The 25,065-nt window shown below is 71.8% G+C and carries 26 protein-coding genes; 7 read left to right on the forward strand and 19 right to left on the reverse strand.

The genetic code is table 11. From position 1 onward, the window contains the following. Positions 1–21: 21 nt before the first annotated feature. The 13 genes from ACYVPE_RS23715 to ACYVPE_RS23775 form a co-directional block, all read right to left on the reverse strand. Positions 22–1,677, reverse strand: a complete 1,656-nt coding sequence (locus tag ACYVPE_RS23715) for an NADH-quinone oxidoreductase subunit M (RefSeq protein ID WP_461035711.1) — start codon at positions 1,675–1,677, stop codon at positions 22–24. Between the two features lies 1 nt (position 1,678). Continuing rightward, positions 1,679–3,574: an NADH-quinone oxidoreductase subunit L gene (gene nuoL / locus ACYVPE_RS23720; RefSeq protein WP_461035712.1), complete on the reverse strand. Its 1,896-nt coding sequence runs from the start codon at positions 3,572–3,574 to the stop codon at positions 1,679–1,681. 13 nt (positions 3,575–3,587) lie between these two features. Continuing rightward, positions 3,588–3,887 carry an NADH-quinone oxidoreductase subunit NuoK gene (gene nuoK / locus ACYVPE_RS23725; protein WP_132817182.1) on the reverse strand — a complete coding sequence of 100 codons (300 nt, stop codon included), beginning with the start codon at positions 3,885–3,887 and terminating at the stop codon, positions 3,588–3,590. Beyond that, a complete protein-coding gene (locus ACYVPE_RS23730) occupies positions 3,884–4,858 on the reverse strand; it encodes an NADH-quinone oxidoreductase subunit J (protein WP_461035713.1) in 975 nt (324 codons plus the stop codon). Before ACYVPE_RS23730 ends, nuoK begins: the two co-directional genes overlap by 4 nt. Then, complete coding sequence (gene nuoI, locus ACYVPE_RS23735; RefSeq protein WP_461035714.1) at positions 4,855–5,460, reverse strand: NADH-quinone oxidoreductase subunit NuoI; 606 nt, start codon at positions 5,458–5,460, stop codon at positions 4,855–4,857. The genes ACYVPE_RS23730 and nuoI overlap by 4 nt, the downstream gene beginning before the upstream one ends. Then, on the reverse strand, positions 5,453–6,817 hold the full coding sequence (gene nuoH / locus ACYVPE_RS23740) for an NADH-quinone oxidoreductase subunit NuoH (protein ID WP_461035740.1): 1,365 nt from the start codon (positions 6,815–6,817) through the stop codon (positions 5,453–5,455). The genes nuoI and nuoH overlap by 8 nt, the downstream gene beginning before the upstream one ends. Positions 6,818–6,846: 29 nt before the next feature. Further along, positions 6,847–9,384 (reverse strand): NADH-quinone oxidoreductase subunit G, encoded by a 2,538-nt coding sequence (locus ACYVPE_RS23745; protein WP_461035715.1) that lies wholly within the window; start codon positions 9,382–9,384, stop codon positions 6,847–6,849. Continuing rightward, positions 9,381–10,745 (reverse strand): NADH-quinone oxidoreductase subunit NuoF, encoded by a 1,365-nt coding sequence (nuoF, locus tag ACYVPE_RS23750; RefSeq protein ID WP_461035716.1) that lies wholly within the window; start codon positions 10,743–10,745, stop codon positions 9,381–9,383. The genes ACYVPE_RS23745 and nuoF overlap by 4 nt, the downstream gene beginning before the upstream one ends. Further along, positions 10,745–11,497 (reverse strand): NADH-quinone oxidoreductase subunit NuoE, encoded by a 753-nt coding sequence (nuoE, locus tag ACYVPE_RS23755; protein ID WP_461035717.1) that lies wholly within the window; start codon positions 11,495–11,497, stop codon positions 10,745–10,747. Before nuoE ends, nuoF begins: the two co-directional genes overlap by 1 nt. Then, complete coding sequence (locus ACYVPE_RS23760; protein ID WP_461035718.1) at positions 11,494–12,843, reverse strand: NADH-quinone oxidoreductase subunit D; 1,350 nt, start codon at positions 12,841–12,843, stop codon at positions 11,494–11,496. Before ACYVPE_RS23760 ends, nuoE begins: the two co-directional genes overlap by 4 nt. Beyond that, positions 12,843–13,571 carry an NADH-quinone oxidoreductase subunit C gene (locus ACYVPE_RS23765; protein ID WP_461035719.1) on the reverse strand — a complete coding sequence of 243 codons (729 nt, stop codon included), beginning with the start codon at positions 13,569–13,571 and terminating at the stop codon, positions 12,843–12,845. The genes ACYVPE_RS23760 and ACYVPE_RS23765 overlap by 1 nt, the downstream gene beginning before the upstream one ends. 415 nt (positions 13,572–13,986) lie before the next feature. Next, entirely contained in the window at positions 13,987–14,541 is a 555-nt protein-coding gene (locus ACYVPE_RS23770; protein WP_132817368.1) for a NuoB/complex I 20 kDa subunit family protein, read from the reverse strand. 16 nt (positions 14,542–14,557) lie between these two features. Next, entirely contained in the window at positions 14,558–14,917 is a 360-nt protein-coding gene (locus ACYVPE_RS23775) for an NADH-quinone oxidoreductase subunit A (RefSeq protein ID WP_132817367.1), read from the reverse strand. A gap of 324 nt (positions 14,918–15,241) precedes the next feature. Here ACYVPE_RS23775 and ACYVPE_RS23780 point away from each other — a divergent pair, with 324 nt between their 5' ends. From ACYVPE_RS23780 to ACYVPE_RS23800, 5 genes are all read left to right on the forward strand, one after another. Continuing rightward, positions 15,242–16,033: a sulfite exporter TauE/SafE family protein gene (locus ACYVPE_RS23780; protein ID WP_461035720.1), complete on the forward strand. Its 792-nt coding sequence runs from the start codon at positions 15,242–15,244 to the stop codon at positions 16,031–16,033. Between the two features lie 276 nt (positions 16,034–16,309). Then, positions 16,310–17,149 (forward strand): C40 family peptidase, encoded by an 840-nt coding sequence (locus ACYVPE_RS23785; protein ID WP_461035721.1) that lies wholly within the window; start codon positions 16,310–16,312, stop codon positions 17,147–17,149. A gap of 218 nt (positions 17,150–17,367) precedes the next feature. Then, positions 17,368–17,922: a SigE family RNA polymerase sigma factor gene (locus tag ACYVPE_RS23790; protein WP_461035722.1), complete on the forward strand. Its 555-nt coding sequence runs from the start codon at positions 17,368–17,370 to the stop codon at positions 17,920–17,922. Then, positions 17,915–18,499 (forward strand): hypothetical protein, encoded by a 585-nt coding sequence (locus ACYVPE_RS23795; RefSeq protein WP_461035723.1) that lies wholly within the window; start codon positions 17,915–17,917, stop codon positions 18,497–18,499. The genes ACYVPE_RS23790 and ACYVPE_RS23795 overlap by 8 nt, the downstream gene beginning before the upstream one ends. Positions 18,500–18,620: 121 nt before the next feature. Next, a complete protein-coding gene (locus ACYVPE_RS23800; RefSeq protein ID WP_461035724.1) occupies positions 18,621–19,163 on the forward strand; it encodes a hypothetical protein in 543 nt (180 codons plus the stop codon). Between the two features lie 78 nt (positions 19,164–19,241). Here ACYVPE_RS23800 and ACYVPE_RS23805 read toward each other — a convergent pair whose 3' ends face one another. Further along, a complete protein-coding gene (locus ACYVPE_RS23805) occupies positions 19,242–20,447 on the reverse strand; it encodes an MFS transporter (RefSeq protein ID WP_461035725.1) in 1,206 nt (401 codons plus the stop codon). Continuing rightward, positions 20,444–20,920 carry a MarR family winged helix-turn-helix transcriptional regulator gene (locus tag ACYVPE_RS23810; protein WP_461035726.1) on the reverse strand — a complete coding sequence of 159 codons (477 nt, stop codon included), beginning with the start codon at positions 20,918–20,920 and terminating at the stop codon, positions 20,444–20,446. Before ACYVPE_RS23810 ends, ACYVPE_RS23805 begins: the two co-directional genes overlap by 4 nt. 158 nt (positions 20,921–21,078) lie before the next feature. On the opposite strand from ACYVPE_RS23810, the gene ACYVPE_RS23815 reads away from it, so the two are divergent. Then, positions 21,079–21,540 (forward strand): carboxymuconolactone decarboxylase family protein, encoded by a 462-nt coding sequence (locus ACYVPE_RS23815; RefSeq protein ID WP_461035727.1) that lies wholly within the window; start codon positions 21,079–21,081, stop codon positions 21,538–21,540. A gap of 32 nt (positions 21,541–21,572) precedes the next feature. Here ACYVPE_RS23815 and ACYVPE_RS23820 read toward each other — a convergent pair whose 3' ends face one another. Both ACYVPE_RS23820 and ACYVPE_RS23825 read right to left on the reverse strand, forming a co-directional pair. After that, entirely contained in the window at positions 21,573–22,955 is a 1,383-nt protein-coding gene (locus tag ACYVPE_RS23820) for a geranylgeranyl reductase family protein (protein WP_461035741.1), read from the reverse strand. After that, on the reverse strand, positions 22,948–23,658 hold the full coding sequence (locus ACYVPE_RS23825) for a demethylmenaquinone methyltransferase (protein WP_461035728.1): 711 nt from the start codon (positions 23,656–23,658) through the stop codon (positions 22,948–22,950). Before ACYVPE_RS23825 ends, ACYVPE_RS23820 begins: the two co-directional genes overlap by 8 nt. Positions 23,659–23,753: 95 nt before the next feature. Here ACYVPE_RS23825 and ACYVPE_RS23830 point away from each other — a divergent pair, with 95 nt between their 5' ends. Then, positions 23,754–24,125: a hypothetical protein gene (locus ACYVPE_RS23830; RefSeq protein ID WP_461035729.1), complete on the forward strand. Its 372-nt coding sequence runs from the start codon at positions 23,754–23,756 to the stop codon at positions 24,123–24,125. A 27-nt stretch (positions 24,126–24,152) separates the two neighbouring features. Here the strand turns inward: ACYVPE_RS23830 and ACYVPE_RS23835 are convergent, their stop codons facing one another. Together ACYVPE_RS23835 and ACYVPE_RS23840 are read right to left on the reverse strand one after the other, a co-directional pair. Then, entirely contained in the window at positions 24,153–24,326 is a 174-nt protein-coding gene (locus tag ACYVPE_RS23835) for a hypothetical protein (RefSeq protein ID WP_461035730.1), read from the reverse strand. Between the two features lie 80 nt (positions 24,327–24,406). After that, a complete protein-coding gene (locus ACYVPE_RS23840; RefSeq protein ID WP_461035731.1) occupies positions 24,407–25,042 on the reverse strand; it encodes a TetR/AcrR family transcriptional regulator in 636 nt (211 codons plus the stop codon). Positions 25,043–25,065: the final 23 nt, after the last annotated feature.

Consider the following 25,065-nt stretch of genomic DNA (forward strand, 5'->3'; position numbering starts at 1 on the left):
ACCCCTCCTGAGGTAATCGCCTTACTCATGTTCGGCCCCCGCTCCGTGCCCGCCCTCGGCCTCGAGTCCGGAGTCCGCCTCGGCCGGCACCTGCGGCGCCGGGTCCTGCCGGTCGACGTCGGACAGGGTGTGCTCGACGGCCGGGTTGACGATGTCGGTGAGCGGCCGCGGGTAGACGCCGAGGAAGACCACCAGGGCGATCAGCGGCGCCACCACGGCGAGTTCCCGCACCCGCAGGTCGGGCAGCTTCTCCAGGCCGACCTTCACAGGGCCGGTCATCGTGCGCTGGTAGAGGATCAGCACGTACAGCGCCGCCAGCACTATTCCCGCGCTGGCCACGATGCCGGCCACCTGGTAGCGGCTGAAGGTGCCGACCAGCACCAGGAACTCGCTGACGAAGGGCCCGGTGCCGGGCAGCGAGAGCGTCGCGAGGCCGCCGATCAGGAAGGTGCCGGCCAGCACCGGCGCCGTCTTCTGCACGCCGCCGTAGTCGGCGATGATCCGCGAGCCGCGCCGCGAGATCAGGAAGCCGGCCACCAGCATCAACGCCGCCGTGGCGATGCCGTGGTTGATCATGTAGAGCGTGGCGCCGCCCTGGCCCTGGCTGGTCATCGCGAAGATGCCGAGCACGATGAAGCCGAAGTGGCTGATCGACGCGTAGGCGATCAGCCGCTTCATGTCCCGCTGGCCGATGGCGAGCAGCGCGCCGTAGAGGATGCTGACCAGGGCCAGCGTCAGCACCACCGGGGTCGCCCAGTGGCTGGCGTCCGGGAAGAGGCCGAGGCAGAAGCGGAGCATCGCGAAAGTGCCGACCTTGTCGACCACCGCGGTGATCAGCACGGCGACCGGCGCCGTCGACTCGCCCATCGCGTTGGGCAGCCAGGTGTGCAGCGGCCACAGCGGCGCCTTGATGGCGAAGGCGACGAAGAAGCCGAGGAACAGCCAGCGTTCGGTGGAGGTGGAGAAGTCCAGGTCGCCCGAGGCGCGGGCCTCCAGGATGGCCCGCAGCGAGAAGGTGCCCTCGGGCAGCTGGTCGGCGGTGGCCACGAACAGGCCGATCACCGCGGCCAGCATGACCAGGCCGCCGGCCAGGTTGTAGAGCAGGAACTTGACCGCCGCGTAGGTGCGCTGCCGCGCCTGCCCCTCCTCGTCGCCGCTCCCCGCCCGGTCCCCGAAGCCGCCGATGAGGAAGTACATCGGGATGAGCATGGCCTCGAAGAACACGTAGAAGAGGAAGACGTCGGTGGCGGCGAAGGACATGATGACCATCGCCTCGACGAGCAGGATCAGCGCGAAGAAGCCCTGGGTGGGGCGCCAGCGCCGGTTCGCCGGCGGCTCTCCCGGAGCCGGGTCGGCGTCGTTCCAGCCGGCGCCGATCAGGAACGGGATCAGCACCGCGGTCAGCGCGATCAGCGCCACCCCGACGCCGTCCACGCCGAGTTCGTACCGCATCCCGAAGTCCCTGATCCACCAGTGGGACTCGGTCAGCTGGAAGCGGTCGGCGCCGGGGCCGGTGTCGAAGCGCAGCAGCACGGCGAGCGCGAAGCCGAGGGTGACCAGCGAGAAGCCGAGGGCCAGCCACTTGGCGGCGGTCCGCCGGGCGGCCGGCACCGCCGCGGTGGCCACGGCGCCGATGGCCGGCGCCAGCGCCGTGGCCGTCAGCAGGGGAAATGACATGTCAGACCGCCCTCATCAGCAGGGTCGCGGCGACCAGCAGGACCACGCCGCCGAACATCGAGACCGCGTAGGAGCGGGCGAAGCCGTTCTGCACCCGCCGCAGCCGCCCGGAGAGACCGCCGAACGCGGCGGCCGTGCCGTTGACCACGCCGTCGACGCCCTTGTGGTCGACGTAGACCAAGCCGCGGGTGAGGTAGTTGCCCGGCTGGACGAGCACCGCGTGGTTGAAGTCGTCCTGGAGCAGGTCCCGCCTGGCCGCCCTGGTCAGCAGGTTGCCGGTCGGGGCCACCACGGGCACCGGGCGGCGGCCGTACTGGAACCAGGCGCCGGCCACGCCGATCACCATCACGCCGGTGGCGGCGATCGACACCATGCCGTGGCTGACCGGGGAGTCGCCGTGCGCGATGCCGGTGACGGGCTCCAGCCAGTGCTCGAACGACGAGCCGAGGTTGAAGAGGAAGCCGGCGGCCACCGAGCCCACGGCCAGCACCATCATCGGGATCGTCATGGACAGCGGCGACTCGTGCGGGTGCGGCTCGTGGCCGTTGGCGTCCGGCTGCCAGCGCTTCTCGCCGAAGAAGGTCAGCAGCATGATGCGCGTCATGTAGTACGCGGTGAGCGCCGCGCCGAGCAGCATCACGCCGCCCAGCAGCCAGCCCTGGCCGCCGCCCTTGGAGAACCCGGCGTAGATGATCTCGTCCTTGGAGAAGAACCCGGAGAGATAGGGGAAGCCGATGATCGCCAGGTAGGCGAGGCCGAACGTGGCGAAGGTGATCGGCATGTGCTTCCGCAGGCCGCCGTAACGCCGCATGTCGACCTCGTCGTTCATGCCGTGCATCACCGAGCCGGCGCCGAGGAAGAGCCCGGCCTTGAAGAAGCCGTGGGTGACCAGGTGCATGATCGCGAAGGCGTAGCCCAGCGGGCCGAGACCGGCGGCCAGCATCATGTAGCCGATCTGCGACATCGTCGAGCCGGCCAGCGCCTTCTTGATGTCGTCCTTGGCGCAACCGACGATCGCACCGAAGAGCAGCGTGACCGCGCCCACCGTGATGACCACGGTCTGCGCGTCGGGCGCCGCGTTGAAGACGTCGGCGGAGCGGGTCACCAGGTAGACGCCGGCGGTCACCATGGTGGCCGCGTGGATCAGGGCCGAGACCGGGGTCGGGCCCTCCATCGCGTCGCCGAGCCAGGACTGGAGCGGCACCTGGGCGGACTTGCCGCAGGCGGCGAGCAGCAGCATCAGGCCGATGCCGGTGAGCGTCGCCTCGCTGGTCCCGGTGGCGTTGGGGAGGACGGTGTCGAAGGCGAAGCTGCCGAAGGTGGTGAACATCAGGAAGATCGCGATCGACAGGCCGACGTCACCGACCCGGTTGACCACGAACGCCTTCTTGGCGGCGGTGGCCGCGCTCGGCTTGTGCTGCCAGAAGCCGATCAGCAGGTAGGAGGCGAGGCCCACGCCCTCCCAACCGACGTACAGCAGCAGGTAGTTGTCGGCCAGCACCAGCAGCAGCATGGCCGCCAGGAACAGGTTGAGGTAGCCGAAGAAGCGGCGGCGCCGCTCGTCGTGCTCCATGTAGCCGACGGAGTACAGGTGGATCAGTGTGCCGACGCCCGTGATCAGCAGGACGAAGGTCATCGACAGCTGGTCGAGCTGGAACGCCACGTCGGCCTGGAAGTCGGCCACCGGCACCCAGCTGAACAGGTGCTGGCTCAGGGTGCGGTCCTCGGCCTCGCGGCCGAGCAGGTCGAAGAAGAGCACCACGGCGAGGACGAACGACACCGCGGCGAGCAGGGTGCCCAGCCAGTGGCCCACCCGGTCCAGCCGCCGCCCGCCCACCAGGAGCAGGGCGGCGCCCAGCAGCGGGGCCGCGATGAGCAGTGCGATCAATGACTCCACTGGTTCGTTCCCCTTACAGCTTCATCAGGCTGGCGTCGTCGACCGAGGCCGAGTGGCGGGAGCGGAACACCATGACGATGATCGCCAGCCCCACCACGACCTCGGCGGCGGCCACCACCATCACGAAGAACGCCATGATCTGACCGTCGAGGTTGCCGTGCATCCGGGAGAAGGTGACCAGCGCCAGGTTGGCGGCGTTCAGCATCAGCTCGACGCACATGAACAGCACGATCACGTTCCGCCGCAGCAGCACGCCGCACGCGCCGACGGTGAAGAGCAGGGCGGAGAGGAAGAGGTAGTTCTCGGGATTCACCTGGCCGCCTCCGTCCGCGCGCCGTCGTGCGCGCTTGAGCTGCCGCTCGTATGACGGGGCTCGGCACCGTCGTGGCCGCTGTCGCCGCGATCGCCGTCGTCATGGGTGTCGCCGTCGTGGCCGGTGTCGCCGCGCAGCGCAAGTGGTTTCGGCGGGGTCGGCTGGCCGTGGTAGGTGGCGGTGCGCTGCTCGATGGCGGCGACCCGGTCCACCGACTCCCGGTGCACCTCGCGGACCTGGCCGCGGGCGCGGAGCGTGGCGTTGACGGTCAGCTCGGACGGGGTGCCGTCGGGCAGCAGGCCGGGGAGGTCGACGCCGTTGTGCCGGGCGTAGACGCCGGGCGCGGGCAGCGGCGGCACGTGCCGGCCGGCGCGCACCCGCTCCTCCGCCTGCTCGCGCTGCGACTTGGTGCGCTCGATCCGCTCGCGGTGGGTCAGCAGGGTGGCGCCGACGGCGGCGATGGTGAGCAGGATGCCGGTCACCTCGAAGGCCACCACGTAGCGGGTGAACAGCAGCGAGGCCAGGCCCTGGACGTTGCCGCCCGCGTTGGCCTGGGCGAGGCCGGTGAACGAGCCGGTGACGGCCTGCCCGATGCCGGCCATCAGCAGGACGCCGAGCCCGAGCCCACAGCCGGCGGCCAGCCAACGCTGGCCGGTGAGCGTCTCCTTGAGGGAGTCCGTGGCGCTGACGCCGACCAGCATCAGCACGAAGAGGAAGAGCATCATCACGGCGCCGGTGTAGACGACGATCTGTACCACGCCGAGGAAGTAGGCGCCGTTGGCCAGGTAGAAGAGGGCCAGGATCACCATGGTGCCGGCCAGCGAGAGCGCCGAGTGCACGGCCCGGCGCAGCAGCACGGTGCCGAGCGCGCCGGCCACCGCCAGCGGGCCGAGGATCCAGAACTGCACGGCCTCGCCGGTGGAGGTGGAGGTCTCGACGGCGAGCGAGGTGAGGGGGGCGAGTGTGCTCATGCCGACACTCCCGGCTCGGGCAGCTTGCCGGCCGCGGTGATCGGGTCGTCGTCCTCTTCGGCCCGCTCGGGCGACTGGCGGACGGTGCCCGGGGCGGCCCCGGTGACCTCGCCCCGGTAGTACGACTGCTCGTCGGTGCCGGGGTACATGGCGTGCGGGGCCTCGACCATGCCGTCCTGGAGGCCGGCGAGCAGCTCCTCCTTGGTGAAGATCAGGGAGGCGCGGGTGCGGTCGGCCAGCTCGTACTCGTTGGTCATGGTGAGCGCCCTGGTGGGGCACGCCTCGACGCAGAGCCCGCACAGGATGCAGCGCAGGTAGTTGATCTGGTAGACGCGGCCGTAGCGCTCGCCAGGGGAGTAGCGCTCCTCCTCGGTGTTGTCCGCGCCCTCCACGTAGATCGCGTCGGCGGGACAGGCCCAGGCGCACAGCTCGCAGCCGATGCACTTCTCCAGCCCGTCGGGGTGCCGGTTGAGCTGGTGTCGGCCGTGGAAACGAGGCGCGGTCGGCTTCTTCTCCTCCGGATACTGCTCGGTGAGCCGCTTCTTGAACATGGCCCTGAAGGTCAGGCCGAAGCCGCCCAGCGGATTGTGGATCTCAGGCATCGCCGTCCTCCCCTCCGTTTCCGATGTGGCTGTCGTTTCCTGCTGTGCCGTCGTGGCCGCCCGCTCCGCCGTGGCCGTTCACGCCCGTCGGCACCTTCTCGGCGCGCGACGGCCGGCGCGGCACCGGCGGCAGGGTCTGCCCGGGCAGCGGCGGCACCGGGAAGCCGCCGGCCATCGGGTCGAAGGGGGCCTCGGCCCTGGCCGCTTCCTCCTCCTCGTGCCGCTGGTCGGCGCGGTCGCGGAAGATGTCGACGACGAAGGAGAGCAGCAGCAGGACGAGCACCCCGCTGCCGACCCAGAGCACGATCTCGCGGAAGTCGTAGTCCTCGTTCTGCATCGCCCGCACGGTGGCCACCAGCATCAGCCAGACCAGCGCGATCGGGATCAGCACCTTCCAGCCGAGCACCATGAACTGGTCGTAGCGGACGCGCGGCAGCGTGGCCCTGATCCACATGAAGAAGAAGATGACCGCGCAGACCTTGATCGTGAACCAGAGCATCGGCCACCAACCGGAGTTGGCGCCCTCCCAGAGGCTGAGCGGCACCGGGGCGCGCCAGCCGCCGAGGAAGATGGTGACCATCAGGGTGGAGACGGCGACCGTGTGGATGTACTCGGACATCATGAAGAAGGCGAACTTGATGGACGAGTACTCGGTGAGGTAGCCGCCGACCAGGTCGCCCTCGGACTCCGGCATGTCGAACGGCGGCCGGTGTGCCTCGCCGACCATCGACACCATGTAGATCAGGAAGGACACCGGCAGCAGGACCATGAACCAGCGGTCGTCCTGCGCGTCCACGATGGCCGAGGTGGACATCGACCCGGAGTAGAGGAAGACGGCGGCGAAGCTGAGGCCCATGGCGACCTCGTAGGAGATGATCTGCGCCGTCGCCCGCACGCCGCCGAGCAGCGGGTAGGTCGAGTTGGACGACCAGCCGGCGAGCACCGTGCCGTAGACGGCGATGGCGCCGGTGGCCAGCACGTAGAGCAGCGCGACCGGGAGGTCGGTGAGCTGGAGGACGGTCTCGGTGCCGAAGATGCTGACCGGGTCGTCCTTGGGACCGAACGGGATCACGGCGATCGCCATGAACGCCGGGATGGCGGCCAGCAGCGGGGCCAGCAGGTAGACGAACCTGTCGGCGCCCTTGACGACGATGTCCTCCTTGAGCATCAGCTTGATGCCGTCGGCCAGCGACTGGAGCATGCCCCAGGGGCCGTGCCGGTTGGGGCCGATGCGCAGCTGCATCCAGCCGAGGACCTTGCGCTCCATGACGATGCTGATCAGCACCAGCACCAGCAGGAACGCGAAGCAGAACACCGCCTTGATCAGGATCAGCCAGAACGGGTCGTTCCCGAACATGGACAGATCGGTCTCTTCCGCGAGGACGGTCACGCGGTCACCTCCTCGGCGTCGGCGTCGACGGGGGCGGGGGCGGCGCCGATGGTGACGACCGCGCCCGGGGTGGCGCCCAGGTCGGCGGCGACGCCACCGCCCACCGAGTTGAGGGGCAGCCACACCACCCGGTCGGGCATCTCGTCGGTGACGACCAGCGGCAGCTCGACGGAACCGGCGGGGCCCGTCACGGTCAGCGGCGCGCCGTCCGCGACGCCGGCCTCGCCCGCGGTGGCCGGGTTGAGCCGGGCCACGGCCGCGTGCCGGGTGGCGGCCAGCGCCGGGTCGCCGTCCTGCAGCCGGCCCTGGTCGAGCAGCAGCCGGTGGCCGGCGAGCACCGCCTCGCCGGCGCCCGGACCCGGCAGCTCGGCCGGCTGCGCGGTCGGGCCGAGCGGCAGGTCGCCGGTCCAGACGGCCAGCGCGTCCAACTCGGCGCGGGCCGCCCGCACGTCCGGCAGGCCGATCCGTCCCGTGGCGGAGCCACTGTCGATCGCCGCCATCGCGTCGGCGAGCATGGTGAGCGCCCGGGCGTCGGTCTGCACCAGCCGGCGGGTCATCTGGTCGGGCTTGACGGCGGCGGCGAACGGCCGCACCCGGCCCTCCCAGTTGAGGAACGAGCCCTCCTTCTCCACCACCGCGGCCACCGGCAGCACCACGTGGGCCCGCTCGGTGACCTCGGAGGGCCGCAGCTCCAGGCTGACCAGGAAGCCGTCGCGGGCCACCGCGTCGAGCGCCGCCGCGGCCCCGGCCGGGTCGGGCAGGTCGGCCAGCTCGACGCCGCCGAGCAGCAGCGCGCCGAGCTCGCCGGCGGCCGCGGCCGCCAGGATCCCGGCGGTGTCCCGGCCGGCCGCCTCGGGCAACGCGTCGAGCCCCCAGGCGGCGGCCACCTCGCGGCGGGCGCGGGACGAGGACTCGGGCCGGCCGCCGGGCAGCAGCCCGGGCAGCGCGCCCACCTCGATGGCGCCCCGCTCGCCGGAGCGGCGCGGGATCCACACCAGCCGGGCGCCGGTGGCGCCGGCCGCGGCCACGGCGGCGGTGTAGCCGCCGGAGACGGCGGCCAGCCGCTCGCCCACGATGATCAACGCGCCTGGCTCGCGCAGCGCCTGGGCGGCCGCGCCGCCCTCCGCGCCGAGGTTGTCCGCCCCGCCGGCGAGCGCCTCGAGCCACTCGGGCTCGGTGCCGGGCGCGGCCGGCAGCAGCGTGCCGTTGGTCTTGGCCAGGCCCCTGGTGAGGTGGGTGGCGACGGCGAACACCCGCTGCCCGCGCTTGCGGGCCGCCTTCCGCAGCCGCAGGAAGACGCCCGGCGCCTCCTCCTCGGACTCGAAGCCGACCAACAGCACGGCGGGCGCCGCCTCGAGACCCCGGTTGCCGGGGCCCTCGCCGTCCAGGTCGATGCCGCGCCCGGCCACCTGCGAGGCGAGGAACGCGGCCTCCTCCTGGCTGTGCGCGCGGGCCCGGAAGTCGATGTCGTTGGTGCCCAGCGCGACCCGCGCGAACTTGGCGTAGGCGTAGGCGTCCTCGACGGTCAGCCGGCCGCCGGTGAGTACCGCGGCGCCCCGCGACCGCGCGGCCGCCAGGCCCTCGGCGGCGGCCCGCAGCGCCTCGGGCCAGCTGGCCGGCGCGAGTTCACCGGTCTCCGCGTCCCGCACCAGCGGTCCGGTCAGCCGGTCGGGGCGCTGCGCGTAGCGGAACGCGAAGCGGCCCTTGTCGCAGATCCACTCCTCGTTGACCTCGGGGTCGTTCTCGGCCATCCGGCGCATCACCTTGCCGCGCCGGTGGTCGGTGCGGACCGCGCAGCCCCCGGAGCAGTGCTCGCAGACGCCGGGCGAGGAGACCAGGTCGAAGGGGCGGGAGCGGAACCGGTAGGCGGCGGAGGTGAGCGCGCCGACCGGGCAGATCTGGATGGTGTTGCCGGAGAAGTACGACTCGAACGGGTCGCCCTGCCCGGTGCCCACCTGCTGGAGGGCGCCGCGCTCCAGCAGCTCGATCATCGGGTCGCCCGCGACCTGCTGCGAGAACCGGGTGCAGCGGGCGCACAGCACGCAGCGCTCCCGGTCGAGCAGCACCTGCGCGGAGATCGGCACCGGCTTCTCGAAGGTGCGCTTGACCCCGTCGAACCTGGTCTCCGGGTCGCCCGTGGACATCGCCTGGTTCTGCAGCGGGCACTCGCCGCCCTTGTCGCAGACCGGGCAGTCCAGCGGGTGGTTGATGAGCAGCAGCTCCATCACGCCGCGCTGCGCCTTCTCGGCGACCGGCGAGGTGAGGTGGGTGCGCACCACCATGCCCTCGGTACAGGTGATGGTGCAGGACGCCATCGGCTTGCGCTGGCCCTCGACCTCCACGATGCACTGCCGGCAGGCGCCGGCCGGGTCGAGCAGCGGGTGGTCGCAGAACCGCGGGATCTCGATGCCCAGTTGCTCGGCGGCCCTGATCACCAGCGTGCCCTTGGGCACCGAGAGCTCGACGCCGTCGATGGTGAGGGTCACCAACTCCTCGGTGGCCTTGGCCGTCACCTCGTCGGCGGTGGCCGTCATGCGTTCACCTCCAGGTGAGCCGAAGTGTCGTCGTCCGCCCAGGCGGTGGATTTCGCCGGGTCGAAGGGGCAGCCGCGTCCGGTGATGTGCTGCTCGTACTCCGCGCGGAAGTACTTGAGCGAGGAGAAGATCGGGCTCGCCGCGCCGTCGCCCAGGGCGCAGAACGACTTGCCGTTGATGTTGTCCGCGATGTCGTTGAGCTTGTCGAGGTCGCTGAGCAGCCCCTTGCCCGCCTCGATGTCGCGCATCAGCTGGACCAGCCAGTAGGTGCCCTCGCGGCACGGGGTGCACTTGCCGCAGGACTCGTGCGCGTAGAACTCGGTCCAGCGGGTGACGGCCCGCACCACGCAGGTGGTCTCGTCGAAGCACTGGAGCGCCTTGGTGCCGAGCATCGATCCGGCGGCGCCCACCCCCTCGTAGTCGAGCGGCACGTCGAGGTGCTCGTCGGTGAGGAGCGGGGTGGAGGAGCCGCCAGGGGTCCAGAACTTCAGCCGGTGTCCCGGGCGCATCCCGCCGCTCAGGTCGAGGAGTTCGCGGAGCGTGATGCCGAGCGGGGCCTCGTACTGGCCGGGGCGGGCGACGTGCCCGGAGAGCGAGTAGAGCGTGAAGCCCGGGGACTTCTCGCTGCCCATCGAGCGGAACCACTCCTTGCCCCGGTCGATGATGGCGGGAACCGAGGCGATGGACTCGACGTTGTTCACCACGGTGGGGCAGGCGTAGAGGCCGGCGATCGCGGGGAAGGGGGGCCGGAGCCTCGGCTGGCCGCGGCGCCCCTCCAGGGAGTCGAGCAGCGCGGTCTCCTCGCCGCAGATGTACGCGCCGGCGCCGGCGTGCACGGTCACCTCGAGGTCGCCGCCCGCGCCGAGCGCGCCCTTGCCGAGGTAGCCGGCGGCGTACGCCTCGGCCACGGCGGACTGCAGCCGCCGCAGCACGGGGACGACCTCGCCGCGCAGATAGATGAAGGCGTGGTGGGAGCGGATGGCGTGACAGGCGATGACGATGCCCTCGATCAACGAGTGCGGGTTGGCGAGGAGCAGCGGGATGTCCTTGCAGGTGCCCGGCTCCGACTCGTCCGCGTTGACCACGAGGTAGTGCGGCTTGCCGTCGCCCTGCGGGATGAACTGCCACTTCATCCCGGTGGGGAAGCCGGCGCCGCCGCGGCCGCGCAGGCCGGATTCCTTGACGTAGGCGATCACGTCGTCGGGCGACATGGCCAGGGCCTTGCCGAGGGCCCGGTAGCCGCCGCCCGCCCGATAGCCGTCGAGCGTCCAGGACTCCGGGGTGTCCCAGTTGGCGGAGAGCACCGGCGCGAGGATCTTCTCGGGGCCGGCCTCGTTGACCTCTTCGGCGGTCACGGTCATCACTCACCCTCCTCGGCCGCGGAGCCTGCGGGCGGGGCGGCCGATCGCTGTGGCACCACGGTGCCGGTGCCGGCCTCGCCCTTGGCGAGCCGGAGGCCGGCGAGGGAGGCGGGGCCCGCGCTGCCGCCCGCGGCGACGGCACCTGGGCGCTCGTCGGCGAAGCCGGCCAGCACGCGGGCGGTCCGCTTGAAGTCGCAGAGCGGGGCGCCCCGGGTCGGGGTCACCTCGCTCCCGGCGCGCAGCTCGTCGACGAGGCGCTTCGCGGACTCGATGGTCTGGTTGTCGAAGAACTCCCAGTTGACCATCACCACCGGCGCGAAGTCGCAGGCCGCGTTGCACTCGATGTGTTCGAGGGTGACCTTGCCGTCCTCGGTGGTCTCGCCGTTGCCGACGCCCAGGTGCTCCTGGAGGGCGGTGAAGATGGCGTCCCCGCCGAGCACCGCGCACAGCGTGTTGGTGCAGACGCCCACCTGGTAGTCGCCCGACGGCTTGCGCCGGTACATCGAGTAGAAGGTGGCGACCGCGGTCACCTCGGCGGTGGTGAGGCCGAGTTGGTCGGCGCAGAACTGCATGCCGGTGCGGGTGACGTAGCCCTCCTCCGACTGCACCAGGTGCAGCAGCGGCAGGAGCGCGGAGCGGCTGTCGGGGTAGCGGGCGATCACCTGCGCCGCGTCCGCCGCGAGCCGCTCCCGCACGTCCGCCGGGTAGGCGGGCGCGGGAAGCTGGGGCATCCCCAGGTTCACGTCCGTCATCGGTCGACGCCTCCCATCACGGGGTCGATGGACGCGACGGCGACGATGACGTCGGCGAGCATGCCGCCCTCGCACATCGCCGCCATGCTCTGGAGATTGGTGAACGAGGGGTCGCGGAAGTGGACCCGGAACGGCCGGGTGCCACCGTCGCTGACCATGTGCACGCCGAGCTCGCCCTTGGGCGACTCGACCGCGGTGTAGACCTGTCCCGCCGGGACCCGGAAGCCCTCGGTGACCAGTTTGAAGTGGTGGATCAGGGCCTCCATGGAGGTGCCCATGATGTTCTTGATGTGGTCGAGCGAGTTGCCGAGGCCGTCCGGGCCGAGCGCGAGCTGCGCGGGCCAGGCGATCTTCTTGTCGGCGACCATCACCGGTCCCGGCTCCAGCCGCTCGATGCACTGCTCGATGATCCGCAGGCTCTGCCGCATCTCCTCGAGGCGCAGCAGGAAGCGGCCGAAGGAGTCGCAGGTGTCGGTGGTCGGCACCTCGAAGTCGTAGTTCTCGTAGCCGCAGTACGGGTCGGTCTTGCGCAGGTCGTGCGGCAGGCCGGCGGAGCGCAGGATCGGCCCGGTGGCGCCGAGCGCCAGGCAGCCGGCGAGGTCGAGGTAGCCGACGTCCTTGAGCCGGCCGCGGAAGACCGGGTTGTGGGTGCAGAGCTTGTCGTACTCCGGCAGGTTCTTCCGCATCTTCCTGACGAACTCGCGCAGCGCGTCGATGGCGCCTGGCGGCAGGTCCTGGGCGAGGCCGCCGGGCCTGATGAACGCGTGGTTCATCCGCAGCCCGGTGATCAGCTCGAAGATGTCGAGGCAGTGCTCGCGGTCCCGGAAGCCGTAGATCATCACCGTGGTGGCGCCGAGCTCCATGCCGCCGGTGGCGATGGCCACGAAGTGCGAGGAGAGCCGGTTGATCTCCATCAGCAGCACCCGGATGATGCTGGCCCGGTCCGGGATGTCGTCGGTGATGCCGAGCAGCTTCTCGACGCCGAGGCAGTAGGCGGTCTCGTTGAAGAACGGCGTCAGGTAGTCCATCCGCGTCACGAACGTGGTGCCCTGGGTCCACGTCCGGTACTCGAGGTTCTTCTCGATGCCGGTGTGCAGGTAGCCGATGCCGGCCCTGGCCTCGGTGACGGTCTCGCCGTCGATCTCCAGGATCAGCCGCAACACTCCGTGGGTGGACGGGTGTTGGGGACCCATGTTGACGATGATCTTCTCGTCGTCGGCCCGGTCGGCCGCGGCCTGGGTGATCTCGTCCCAGTCGCCGCCGGTGACGGTGTAGACGGTGCCCTCGGTCGTCTCCCTGGCCTCGGCGGACCGGGTGGCGTGGAGGGGCGTCTCGGTGGCAGACATCAGCTGTACGACCTCCGCTGGTCGGGTGCCGGGATCTGGGCGCCCTTGTACTCGACGGGGATGCCGCCGAGCGGGTAGTCCTTGCGCTGCGGGAAGCCCTGCCAGTCGTCGGGCATCATGATCCGGGTGAGCGCGGGGTGGCCGTCGAAGATCAGGCCGAAGAAGTCGTAGGTCTCCCGCTCGTGCCAGTCGTTGGTGGGATAGACCTCGACGATCGAGGGAACGTGCGGGTCGGCGTCCGGCGCGCTGACCTCCAGCCTGATCAGCCGACCGTGGGTCAACGACCGCAGGTGGTAGACGGCGTGCAGCTCGCGCCCGGTGTCCTCCGGGTTGTGCACGCCGCTCACGCCGGTGCACAGCTCGAACCGCAGCGCCGGGTCGTCGCGGAGCGTCCGCGCCACGACCTTCAGGTGCTCGCGGGCGATGTGGAAGGTGAGCTCGCTCCGGTCGACCACGGTCCGCTCGATGGCGGTCTCCGGGTCGAGGCCCTGCTCCTCGAGGGCGCCCTCCAGCTCGTCGGCGACCTCGTCGAAGTAGCCGCCGTACGGCCGCGAACTCCCGGCCGGCATCCGGACGGTCCGCACCAGGCCGCCGTAGCCGCTGGTGTCCCCGCCGTTCCGCGCCCCGAACATGCCGCGCCGCCTGGCGATGGTCTCCCCCGCGCTCCCGCGGGGGGCCGGCACCCCGTTTGTGTTCGTGTTCCCATTCACGTGCGCGTCGTCGCTCACCGCATCTCCCCAACGTTTGCGCGCTTCGCGCTCGTCCCGGCGGCGACCGACGGCGCAGCCGCCGCCGAGCCGCCGAGTCCTCCGGAGGTCTCCCGTTCGCCGGCGAACGCCGGGGCCACCGGCCCCGCGGCCCCGGCCACCAAGCCGCGCCAGCCCCGCGCCACGGGCGCGGGCCGGGCCACGGGCCCAGTTCCCGCCGCAGCAGCAGCGACGGCCGGCAGGCCGTGGCGGCACGGCGCCGCAGGCGCGGCGGCTTCAGCCCCCGGCCAACCTGCCACGGCCGCAAAGCGACGCCGGCCACGCGCCGAAGGCGCGAAGCGCCTACCGGCGGCGAGCCGGGCCGCAGGCCCCTCGGTGGTGGCGCGCAGGTTCGCGTCCGCGAGGTCGTGACGCGGCTGCGCGCGCCGAGCGCTTGTCACCGCAGCAGCCCCTTCATCTCGATCGTCGGCAGGGCCTTGAGCGCCGCTTCCTCCGCTTCCCTGGCCGCCTGCTCGCGGTTGATGCCGAGCTTCTCCTCGCGGATCTTCGCGTGCAGCTTGAGGATCGCGTCCATGAGCATCTCGGGCCGCGGCGGGCAGCCGGGGAGGTAGATGTCGACCGGCACGACGTGGTCGACGCCCTGCACGATCGAGTAGTTGTTGAACATCCCGCCCGACGAGGCGCAGACGCCCATCGAGATGACCCACTTGGGGTTCGGCATCTGGTCGTAGACCTGCCGCAGCACCGGTGCCATCTTCTGGCTGACGCGGCCGGCCACGATCATCAGGTCGGCCTGCCGGGGCGAGCCGCGGAAGACCTCCATGCCGAAGCGGGCCAGGTCGTAGCGGCCGGCGCCCGTCGTCATCATCTCGATGGCGCAGCAGGCCAGGCCGAACGTGGCCGGGAAGACCGAGGACTTCCGGGCCAGGCCGGCCAGGTTCTCCACCGTGTCGAGCAGAAAACCACCGGGGATCTTGTCTTCGAGACCCATCAGATTCGCCCTTCCCTCAGTCCCACTCCAGGCCGCCGCGCCGCCAGTCGTAGGCGTAGGCGACGCCGATCAGCCCGACGAAAACCAGCATCTGCACGAGGCCGAACATCCCCAGCGAGTCGAACTGGACGGCCCAGGGATAGAGAAAGACGATCTCGATGTCGAAGATGATGAAGAGCATCGCCGTCAGGTAGTACTTGACGGGGAAGCGCCCGCCACCCACCGGCTGTGGCGTGGGCTCCACACCGCACTCATAGGCCGAAAGCTTCGCGCGGTTGTACCGCTTGGGACCGATCACCGCGGCCGCGACCACGGAGAAGACGACAAAAGCGGTCGCTAGGGCCCCTAGCACGAGGATGGGAACGTACGCGTTCACCGCACCTCGCTCCTTCCAGTCGACGGCGACTGCTGATCGCATGTGAGTCAGTTCACAAAGCTGCAGGCATCCTATGCCCCGCCCCCTGTGACCTTCGACACGGGGTCACCCATCAACTTTGTGATCTCTCCCACCCGTCACACGAGACCCCCGTCGAACACGGGCCGCCAGGCCGGGACGTTCTCACCCGAGGTGGTCGATCAGCCACGATGTGCGGATACAGCGCACAATCTCCCGCCCTTCCGGGGCGTCCGGCAATATCACTGGGTGGCGACTACACGCAAATTCGCGCCCGGAACGCCTCCGTGGTAACGCCTTCACCACGTGACTGACATATCTCTCACCACCGCGCTCCTCCTCTGTCTCGCCGCCGCGGCGGCCGGCTGGGTGGACGCGGTGGTCGGCGGCGGTGGCCTGGTCCTGCTGCCCGCGATGCTCATCGGCCTCCCCGCCGACCAGCCCCCGGCCTACGCGCTCGGCACCAACAAGGCGGTCGCCGTCACCGGCACCTCGATCGCCGCCGTCACCTACGTCCGCAAGGCACCGGTGGACCGGAGGTTCGCGCTGCGGCTCGGACTCCTCGCCCTCGCCTCGTCCGCCGGCGGCGCCGCGTTCGCCTCCGCGGTCGACAAGGCCGTGCTGCAACCGCTGATCATGGTGGTGCTGCTGGGGGTCGCCGGATTCGTGGTGCTGCGGCCGCGGTTCGGCATGACGTCGGCCTCGCTGCCGGCCGAGGAGGTGTCCAGGCGGCGCCGGCTGGCGGCGCTGGCGCTCACCGGCGTCGGCATCGGCTTCTACGACGGCCTGATCGGCCCCGGCACCGGAACGTTTCTGGTGATCTCCCTGGTGGCCCTCCTCCACCTGAACCTGCTGACCGCCTCGGCCACCGCCAAGGTCGTGAACGTGGGCACCAACCTGGGCGCGCTGCTGGTGTTCGGCCTGAACGGCACGGTGCTCTGGCAACTGGTGCCGTTGATGGCCGCGTTCAACATGACGGGCGGCTGGGTGGGCGCCCGGATGGCCATGAAGAAGGGGAGCGGCTTCGTGCGCGTGGTGCTGCTCGTGGTGGTCACCGCGCTGGTGGCACGGCTGGCGTACGACCAGTGGTTCGCCTGATGAACGCAGCGTGATGACGGCGTGATGTATCCCACGTCGCGAAACGGTAACGAGCGTGCATCATTGATCGAGCCACCCTTGCCGTGCTAGCCGGGAGTCGACCGGCAGACAATCCGGACAACGCGCTGGACAGGGCCGCACTCCACGACGAAAGATCAACTTTCGCACGAAACGGCGATTCGGACAAATAACCCGCCAACTCGCCGCGTACTCGTCAAGTGTGGCGGACGCCACGATAATTGAGTCAACCGGGCGAGCCTGGTAGCCAAGATGTTCATGTCCCCGATTCGTTACCGAGGCCGGCACCGCAAGCCAAGCCGGTCCCGCACCAGCAACCTGATACGCGGCGGCGTCCTGACCGGCGTCGTGGGCACCGTCGCGGTCACCGGCGCGGCGACCAACTCCGCGCTCGCCGCCGACAAGCCCACCGAGCGGACCGGTGAACTGCCCCTCCTGGACGGCGTCCTGGCCAGCAGCTCCGCGGTCGCCGCGGAGGCCACCCAGTCGTACGTCAGCGACGCGCAGCTCCAGCAGGTGCGCGCGGCCGCCCAGGACCAGGCCATCACCCAGGCCCAGCGCGCCGCCGCCGAGCTGCGCGCCGCCCAGGAGGCCGAGGCCGAGCGGCAGGCCCGCGAGGCCGCCGAGGCCGAGGCCGCCGCCCAGGCCGCGGCCGAGGAGGAGGCGGCCACCGAGGCCGCCGCCGAGGCCGTCACCGGCTCCGCCCCCGCCGCGGAGCCGACGTCCGCCCCCGCCCCGTCGAGCGGCGGCGTCGCGGCCGTCCTGGACTTCGTCCGCGCCCAGGTCGGCGACGCCTACTCGCTCGGCTCCACGGGCCCCAACGCCTGGGACTGCTCCAGCCTGATGCAGGCCGCCTTCTCCCAGGCCGGCGTCTCGCTCCCCCGCGTCTCCCAGGACCAGTCGACCGCCGGCACCCAGGTGTCGCTCGACGCCATCCAGGCCGGCGACATCCTCTACTGGGGCGGCGCGGGCAGCGCCTACCACGTCGCGGTCTACATGGGCGACGGCACGTTCGTCGGCGCCCAGAACTCCTCCACCGGCGTGGTCCAGCGCGACCTCGACTGGGACCCGCCGTCGGGCGCGGTGCGGGTGCTCTGACGCACGACCTCCGCTCACCGGTTCGGCCGGCCCGCGCCATCGGCGCCGGCCGGCCGAACCGGTTCCGGCGCGCGCACACGCGGCTGGTCGCCCCCGCATCGGTGGCCACCCTCTCCTGACGTGCTCGTCGGCCCACAGGCCGAGTGCCGCCCCCGGAGTCGCCGACTTCTTGTGTTGCGGGGAACGCGAGTGGCACCGTGCGGCGTGACGGGAGAGGTATGCGACCACCAGAAGAACCGCGCGGCTGCCGGGGTGCGGACGAGCACGCGTTCGACGCCTTCTACTCCGCGAGCGTCGGCCGGCTCATCGGTCAGCTGTACGCGATGACGGGCGACCTCGCCGAGGCGCAGGACGTGGTCCAGGAGGCCTTCGTCCGGGCCTGGGAACGCCGCGACGAGCTGGATCTGAACGCCGCCCCCGAGGCGTGGGTACGCACGGTGGCCTGGCGGCTGGCGGTCAGCCGCTGGCGGCGGGTGCGCACCGCGCTCGCCTTCGCCCGACGGCAGGGCCCGCCGGCGGCGGTACCGCCGCCGGAACCGCACCATGTGCTGCTGGTTCAGGCGCTGCGACAGATCCCCGAAGCTCAACGACGGGCCGTGGTGCTCCACCACCTGTGTGACCTGACGGTCGAACAGGTGGCTGCCGAGGTCGGCTCCCCGGTCGGTACGGTCAAGGCGCAGCTGAGCCGTGGGCGGGCAACGCTGGCACGACTGCTGGCCGATACTGAGCTGGATCCACGGACTGACCGCGTGTCGGAGGTGCGTCATGGCTGACGAGACGAAGCTGGACGGTTACCTCGCCGACCTCGCCGAGGCGGGTCAGCGGCACGCGGAACCGCTTGCCGCGGAGCGGATCCGGGCACGCGGTGCGCGTCGCCAGCGCCGCAGGCGGGCCGCTTTGGCGTCCGGCGGCGCGCTGCTGGCCGCGACTCTGGCCCTGGGAGGGGTGTCGCTGACCCGGGCCGCCCAGGGACCCGAGCCGCCCGCCGTCGTCCCGACGCCGACCGCTTCGCTGTTCGTGCCGCCGACGCCCGCGCCGGGCGAGGAGTACGCCAGCGAGCTGGGCTATGTGTACGGCGCGGTGCTGCGGGGGGACACGGTGCGGGTCACCGTCGAGCAGCTCCGTGCCGAGCGGGGAACCGCGACGCCCCTCGGTGTGGTGCACACGCTGACCCTGCCGCGGGGGATGCTCGTCGAAGCCCGACAGCTGACCGCCGGGAGCCCCGCGGACGTACGGCTCGACCAGCTGGTGAGCCGGTTGGCCGCCGGGCCGCGGTGGGTGTTCGTCATCGACTACGACAGCGAAGGTCGAGTGCGGTCGCTGCGGGAGGCGTACTGGCTCTCCGAGTGAGTCCCGACGGGAACTCGCGGCGGTCGGCGACGAATCGGGATCGGGATGCAACCCGGGGGGTGGGCTGGCGCGTAGAGCCCACGTATCCGGAACACACCCGAATTCCTGGGGGACTTCGACCATGCATCTCTCACGCCAGCGGGCCGCCGTGCGCTGCCTCATCGCCCTTGCCCTCGGCCTCGCGGCCCTCACCGGGTGCGGCGGCGCGGACGACGGGCAGGCGGCCGACACCGAGCCCGTGACCTCGGCGACGTCTTCCGCCTCAGCTCACGAGACGGTACCGACCACCGCGCCGGACGGCGATGCGGCCGCCTGGGCGGGTTCCAGACAGTTCGTGCAGATCGACGACGCCTGGACCAGCGGCGGACGGACGTACCTGTCGGTCCGCCCCGCCCAGAAGGAGGCCCACGTCACCGACCACTCCGAGGCGTGGGTGGTCGTCCCGGGCGAGGGACCCTACACCGAGGTGCCGCTGGCCGATGACGCCCAGGTGCTGCTGTCGGCCCCGCTCGGCGACGGTTCCCATGCCTCGTCGTACACCCAGGCCGAGTTCGTCAGCCGGCTGATGGCCCAGTCGTCCTCGGAGCGCTCGCTCGTCGGGTACGACCTGAGTTTCGACGGAGAAGGGCAGGTGACCAGGGTGGAGTCGCTGTACACGTCCTGAACGCGCGGGGCTGGGATCTCGCCCCGGGCATCGTCAGTACCCGGAGAGCATCCTGTGCTGGCCCAGGAGCGCTGGGGGTCAGGAGGTGCTGATCGGCGACTCTGTCGCCGCGTCCGGACGCTGGTCCGGCGTGGCAGGTGGCGGCTGAGGAGCACGGTACGCCCGCAGCGGGGTGTTGGTAGCGGCGACGGCGGCTATCGCCAGGGCGGCCGAGAGGCCGCCGGTCACCAGCGCGAAGGGGGCCGACGTGGCGGAGGCGAGCACGCCGCCGCGGAAGTTGCCGAGTTCGGGGCCCGCCACGCCGATGACGTGTTCCACCGAGGAGACGCGGCCACGGAAGGCGTCGGGGGTCTCCAGTTGGACGAGCGCGCTGCGGGTGACCACGGAGACGGTGTCGGCCGCGCCGGCCACAGCCAGGCAGGTGAGGGCCAGCCAGAGCGGGCCCGCCAGGCCGAAGGCGGCCAGGGCCAGGCCCCAGACGGCGGCGGCGGCCGAGAGGAAGAGGCCGAGGGTGCCCGGGTTGCCGTCGAAGCGGACCTCGTTGACCAGCGGGAAGAGCGCGACCGGCATGGCGAGCAGCGTCGCCGCCAGGTCGGTGGCCAGCGAGCCCCAGAGCGTCGGCCGGCGCAGCACGACCGACCAGCCGCCGCGCTCCGGGCGGCGCCGGCCCGCCGCCGAGGCGACCGGCATCGGCGGCAGCCGGACGACCGCGAGCAGCGAGACGGCGACGGCCGCGGCCTGCACGGCGTAGGCGGCGGGGAAGTCCCAGCGGGCGATGATCAGCCCGGACAGCGCCGGGCCGGCCAGCATCGCCGCGTTGAAGGCCACACTGGTGAGCGCGAGCCCGGCCGCGACCTGGTCGGCCGGCAGCAGCCGGACCGGGAAGGTGCGCCGGGCCGGCGCGCCGAGCGCGCCGCACGCCGTCTGTGCCGCGACCAGCGCGAGCAGCAGCACCACGTTCCGGTTGTCCGCCAGCGCCTGCGCGAACAGCCCGGCGGCGGCGAGGAATTGTCCCGCGGTGGTGGCCCGTACCACCGCGCGGCGGTCGAGGGCGTCGGCCAACCACCCGCCGAGCAACCCGAAGAGCAGCATCGCCACGCCGGTGACGAGGCCGATGGCGCCGGTGCCGACCGGGCTGCGGGTCAGGTCCCAGACCTGCGCGAGCACGGCGACGTTGGCGATCTGCCCGCCGAGCCCGGAGAGCGCGGAGCCGAGCCACAGGTCGCGGAAGGGACGGCTGGTGCGCAGCGGGCGGGTGTCGAGGAACCGGACCCGCGCCCTCATCGCGGAGGCTCGGCCGAGGGCTCGACGAGGTGGTCGAGGATCCGCCGCCGCATCGACCGCCGTTCGAGCGCCCGCCGCAGTTCCTCGACGACGGCGGTCAGCGCGTGCGGGACCTCCGCGTCGAGTTCGGCGACCGTCGCGTGGGTGGCGCGCCACTCGGCCGCCAGGAACGGGACCAGCGACCGGCCGCGCTCGGTCAGCGCGATCCGCCGGGTGCGGGCGTCGGGCCCCGGCTCAGAGCTGACCAGGCCCTCCTTGCGCATGGCGGCGACGGTCTGGCTGATGGCGGAGTGCGAGCGGTCCAGGGATTCGGCCAACTCGCGGATGGTGAGCGGACCGGTGTGGGCGAGCCGGATCAGCGGATACGCGAACCGCGGCCGCACCCCCTCGATGCCGCGGGAGAGATAGACCTGCTCGATCTCGGCGTCCATGGCGGCCAGCAGCTCGTGCAGCGGCTGCCAGGGATCGGGCACGCGTGTCGGGTCCTCACCAGATATCACAGCGCTAATATAACAGCGCTGTCAGAATATGGGACGGGTGCGCCCGGGGATCCGCCGTCACACCGCGGCCGCGGCATCCGTCAGGGGGGTGAAGGACGAGAGCGAACCCCCACGAAGAAGGAGAGCGCACGATGCCCGCTCGGATGAAGAACCCCGCGATGGTCCTGCCGGACGCGATGAAGGGGATCCAGCACCTCTACAAGGCCATGTCCGCGGGCGGCGTCCCGCAGCACACCATGGAGCTGGTCCACCTCCGGGCCAGCCAGATCAACGGCTGCGGCGCCTGCGTCCACGGCGGGATCGACAGCGCGAAGAAGGCCGGCGAGACCGACGAGCGGCTGCACCAGCTCGCCGCCTGGCGCGAGGCGACGTGCTACACGGACGCCGAGCGCGCCGCGATCGCCCTCGCCGAGGCCGCCACCCGGATCGCCGACCGGTCAGGAAAGGCGGTGCCGGACGAGGTCTGGGACGCGGCCGCCGACCACTACACCGAGGAGCAGTTGGCCGCGATCGTCCTGATGGTGGCCACGACCAACTTCTTCAACCGGCTGAACACCACCATCGAGGCGCCGGCCGGCGCCACCTGGAGCTGAGGCCGAGGTGGCGCCGGGTCCCGCGAGGTCCGTCAGGCGTTCGGCGTCACCTTGGCCAGGCCGTTGATGACCCGGTCCATGGCGTCGCCGCCGACCGGGTCGGTCAGGTTGGCGAGCAGCTTGATGACGAAGCGCATCAGCAGCGGGTGGTTGAGGCCGCGCTCGGTGGCCAGCTTCATCACCTTCGGGTTGCCGATCAGCTTCACGAAGGCCCGGCCCATCGTGTAGTAGCCGCCGTAGGTGTCCTTGAGCACCTTCGGGTAGCCGCGCAGCGCCAACTCCCGCTGCGCCGGGGTCTGTCGGGCCAGCGCCTGGCTGATCACCTCGGCGGCGATCCGGCCGGACTCCATGGCGTAGGCGATGCCCTCGCCGTTGAACGGGTTGACCAGGCCGCCGGCGTCGCCGACCAGCAGCAGGCCGCGCGAGTAGTGCGGCTGCCGGTTGAAGGCCATCGGCAGCGCCGCGCCCCGGATCGGGCCGGTCATGAACTCGTCGGTGTACTGCCACTCGGCCGGCATCGAGGCGCACCACGCGCGCAGCACCTCGCGCCAGTCCAACTCCTTGTAGGCGGACGAGCTGTTGAGGATGCCGAGCCCCACGTTGGAGGTGCCGTCGCCCATCCCGAACACCCAGCCGTAGCCGGGCAGCAGCTGCGGCTCCGGGCCGCGCCGGTCCCACAGCTCGAGCCAGGACTCCAGGTAGTCGTCCTCGTGCCGCGGGCTGGTGAAGTAGGTGCGCACCGCGACGCCCATCGGGCGCTTCTCGTTCCGGTGCAGGCCCATGGCGAGCGAGAGCCGGGTGGAGTTGCCGTCCGCGGCGACCACGACCGGGGCCCGGAAGACGGCCTTACGCTTCTCCTCGCCGACCTTGGCCTCGACGCCGACGATCCGCCCGGTCCGCTCGTCCCGGATCGGCGCCGAAACGTTGCAGCGTTGATGGAGCCGGGCCCCGGCCTTCTCGGCCGCGTTCGCCAGCTGCTCGTCGAAGTCGTCCCGCCTGCGCACCAGGCCGAAGTCGGGGAACGAGGCCAGCTCGGGCCAGTCCAGCTGGAGCCGGGTGCCGCCCGCGATGACCCGCAGGCCCTTGTTGCGCAGCCAGCCGGCCTCCTCGGAGATGTCGATGCCCATCGCGACCAACTGCTTGACGGCGCGCGGGGTGAGCCCGTCGCCGCACACCTTCTCGCGGGGGAACGCGGTCTTCTCGAGCAGCAGGACGTCGAGGCCGGCCTGGGCGAGGTGGTAGGCGGTCGTCGAACCGGCGGGTCCCGCCCCTACGACGATGACGTCGGCGGTCTCGTGGCTCTCGGCGGCCTCGGCTGTCTCGGCTGTGTCGGCTGTGTCGGACACGGCTCTGGCTCTCCCATCGGTCGGGCTGCGGAGGGGTCGGGGGAAGGCGAGTTGAAGGAGTCTACGCAGGTGGTCCTTCGGCGGGACGGGTGGCCCGGTGCAGGGCGACGATGCCTCCCGAGAGGTCGCGCCAGGCCACCCGCTCCCAGCCCGCCGACTGGAGCCGGGCGGCGAACGCGGGCTGGTCCGGCCAGGCACGGATGGACTCGGCGAGGTAGACGTACGCGTCGGGACTGCTCGACACCCGGGTGGCCACCGGCGGCAGCGCCCGCATCAGGTACTCGCTGTAGACGGTGCGGAACGGCGCCCACGTCGGGTGGCTGAACTCGCAGACCACGAGCCGCCCGCCGGGCCTGACCACCCGCAGCATCTCGCGCAGCGCGGCGTCGGTGTCCTGCACGTTGCGCAGGCCGAAGGAGATGGTGACGGCGTCGAAGCAGCCGTCGCGGAACGGCAGTCGGGTGGCGTCGCCCGCGGTGAACGGCAGCCAGGGCACCCGGCGCTTGCCCTGGGCGAGCATGCCGAGGCTGAAGTCGCACGGCACGGTGAACGCGCCGGCCGCGGCGAACGGCTCGGACGAGGTGCCGGTGCCGGCCGCCAGGTCCAGCACCCGCTCCCCAGGGCGGGCGCCGACGGCGGCGGCGACGGCCTTGCGCCAGCGCCGGTTCTGCCCGAGGGCCAGCACGTCGTTGGTGAGGTCATAACGCTCGGCCACCGCGTCGAACATCGCGGCGACGTCCTTGGGCTGCTTCTCCAGCGAGGCTCGTGTCACGGGACCATTCTCCCGGATGCCCGGCTACGCCGTTCAGGTGACTTGCCCCGCTCGCGGGATGAGCCGCCGCCGGCAGGTCAACTACGGTGCCTGGCATGACTGAGCTTCCCCGTGCCCCCCGCGTCTCCCGTGTGCTGCGTCTCGCCGCCGGCCTGACCGTCTCGGCGACCGGCGCGGTCCTCGCCACCGGAAGCGCCGCGTCCGCCGAGGTGGTGCCCGAGGACCCGCTGCAGACGGTGACCAAGGTGGCGGACACGACGACGGGGGCGCTCGCCTCGGCGGTCAACCCGATCCTCGACATCCAGCTCGACCCGCTGGCCAACACCGGATCCGACCCGCTGGCCAACGCGCTCGGCACCCAGATCGCCGACTTCCAGCCTATCTCCACGGCCGACCTGACGGGCCCGATCGCCGGCGGCGCCTCCACCCGCGAGCTGCTCGGCGGCCTGCCGCTCGGCCTCGGCTAGGGGCTGCCCGGCCCAAGGGCCTGGGCCTCACTCCTCGCGCTCGGCCTCGCGCTGCGCGATCTCCTCCTCGTAGAGCCGCACCCCGCGCACCACGGCCGCCTCGTAGATCTCCGCCACCAGCGCCCGCGCGCGCTTCTCGTCGAGCGCGCCGCCGGCCAGGTCCACCAGCTTGTCGGTCCAGACGTCGATGAAGTCACCCATGCCCCCATTGGACCCCGGGCCCGCCGGACCGGCAGCCTGACGACGGCCGGCGGCGGGATCGCGTCGGCGCCGGGGACGGGTCAGGCCCGGGGCCCGAAGGCGGCGAGGAAGGTGTCGACGGCGGCGACCGCCATCTCGTCGATCTCGGCCGCGGAGACGGGGCGGGTGCCGAGTCGGGAGCGGCTGTCGATCGGGCCCATCAGCAGCCCGGAGAACTGCTCGGCGGCGCGGGACGGGTCGGCGACCCGGAGCCGGCCGGCGAGGGCGAGCCTGGCGATCCGGTCGGCCAGCGCCTCCGTGACGCGGCTCGCGCCCTCGCCCCAGACGACGTCGAGCAGGTCGGGGAAGTTGGTGAGCTCCGCGTTCAACAGCCGCCACAGCGCCCGGGACCGCTCGTCGGCGGAGCAGCGCAGCAGCTGGCGGGCGACCTCCTCGAACGTGGCACGCAACTCGTCGCCCGGGGCGCGCAGCAGGTCGACGGCGGCGAGGTTCCTGGCGGTGGCGCTGGTGGCGGCCGCCGCCATCGCCTCGCGGAACAGCGTCTCCTTGTTGTCCAGGTGGTTGTAGACGGTGGGCTTGGCCACCCCGGCCTCGGCCGCGATCTCCTGCACGCAGGCGTTGGCGTAACCCTGGCGGGCGAACACGGTGAACGCCGCGTCGAGGATCGCCTGCCGCTTGTCGATGCGGCCGCGCGAGGCCGCTCTCACTCCGCTCACCCCGGCATCCTACCGCCCGTCCC

This window comes from Streptomyces mayteni (genome assembly GCF_054783955.1).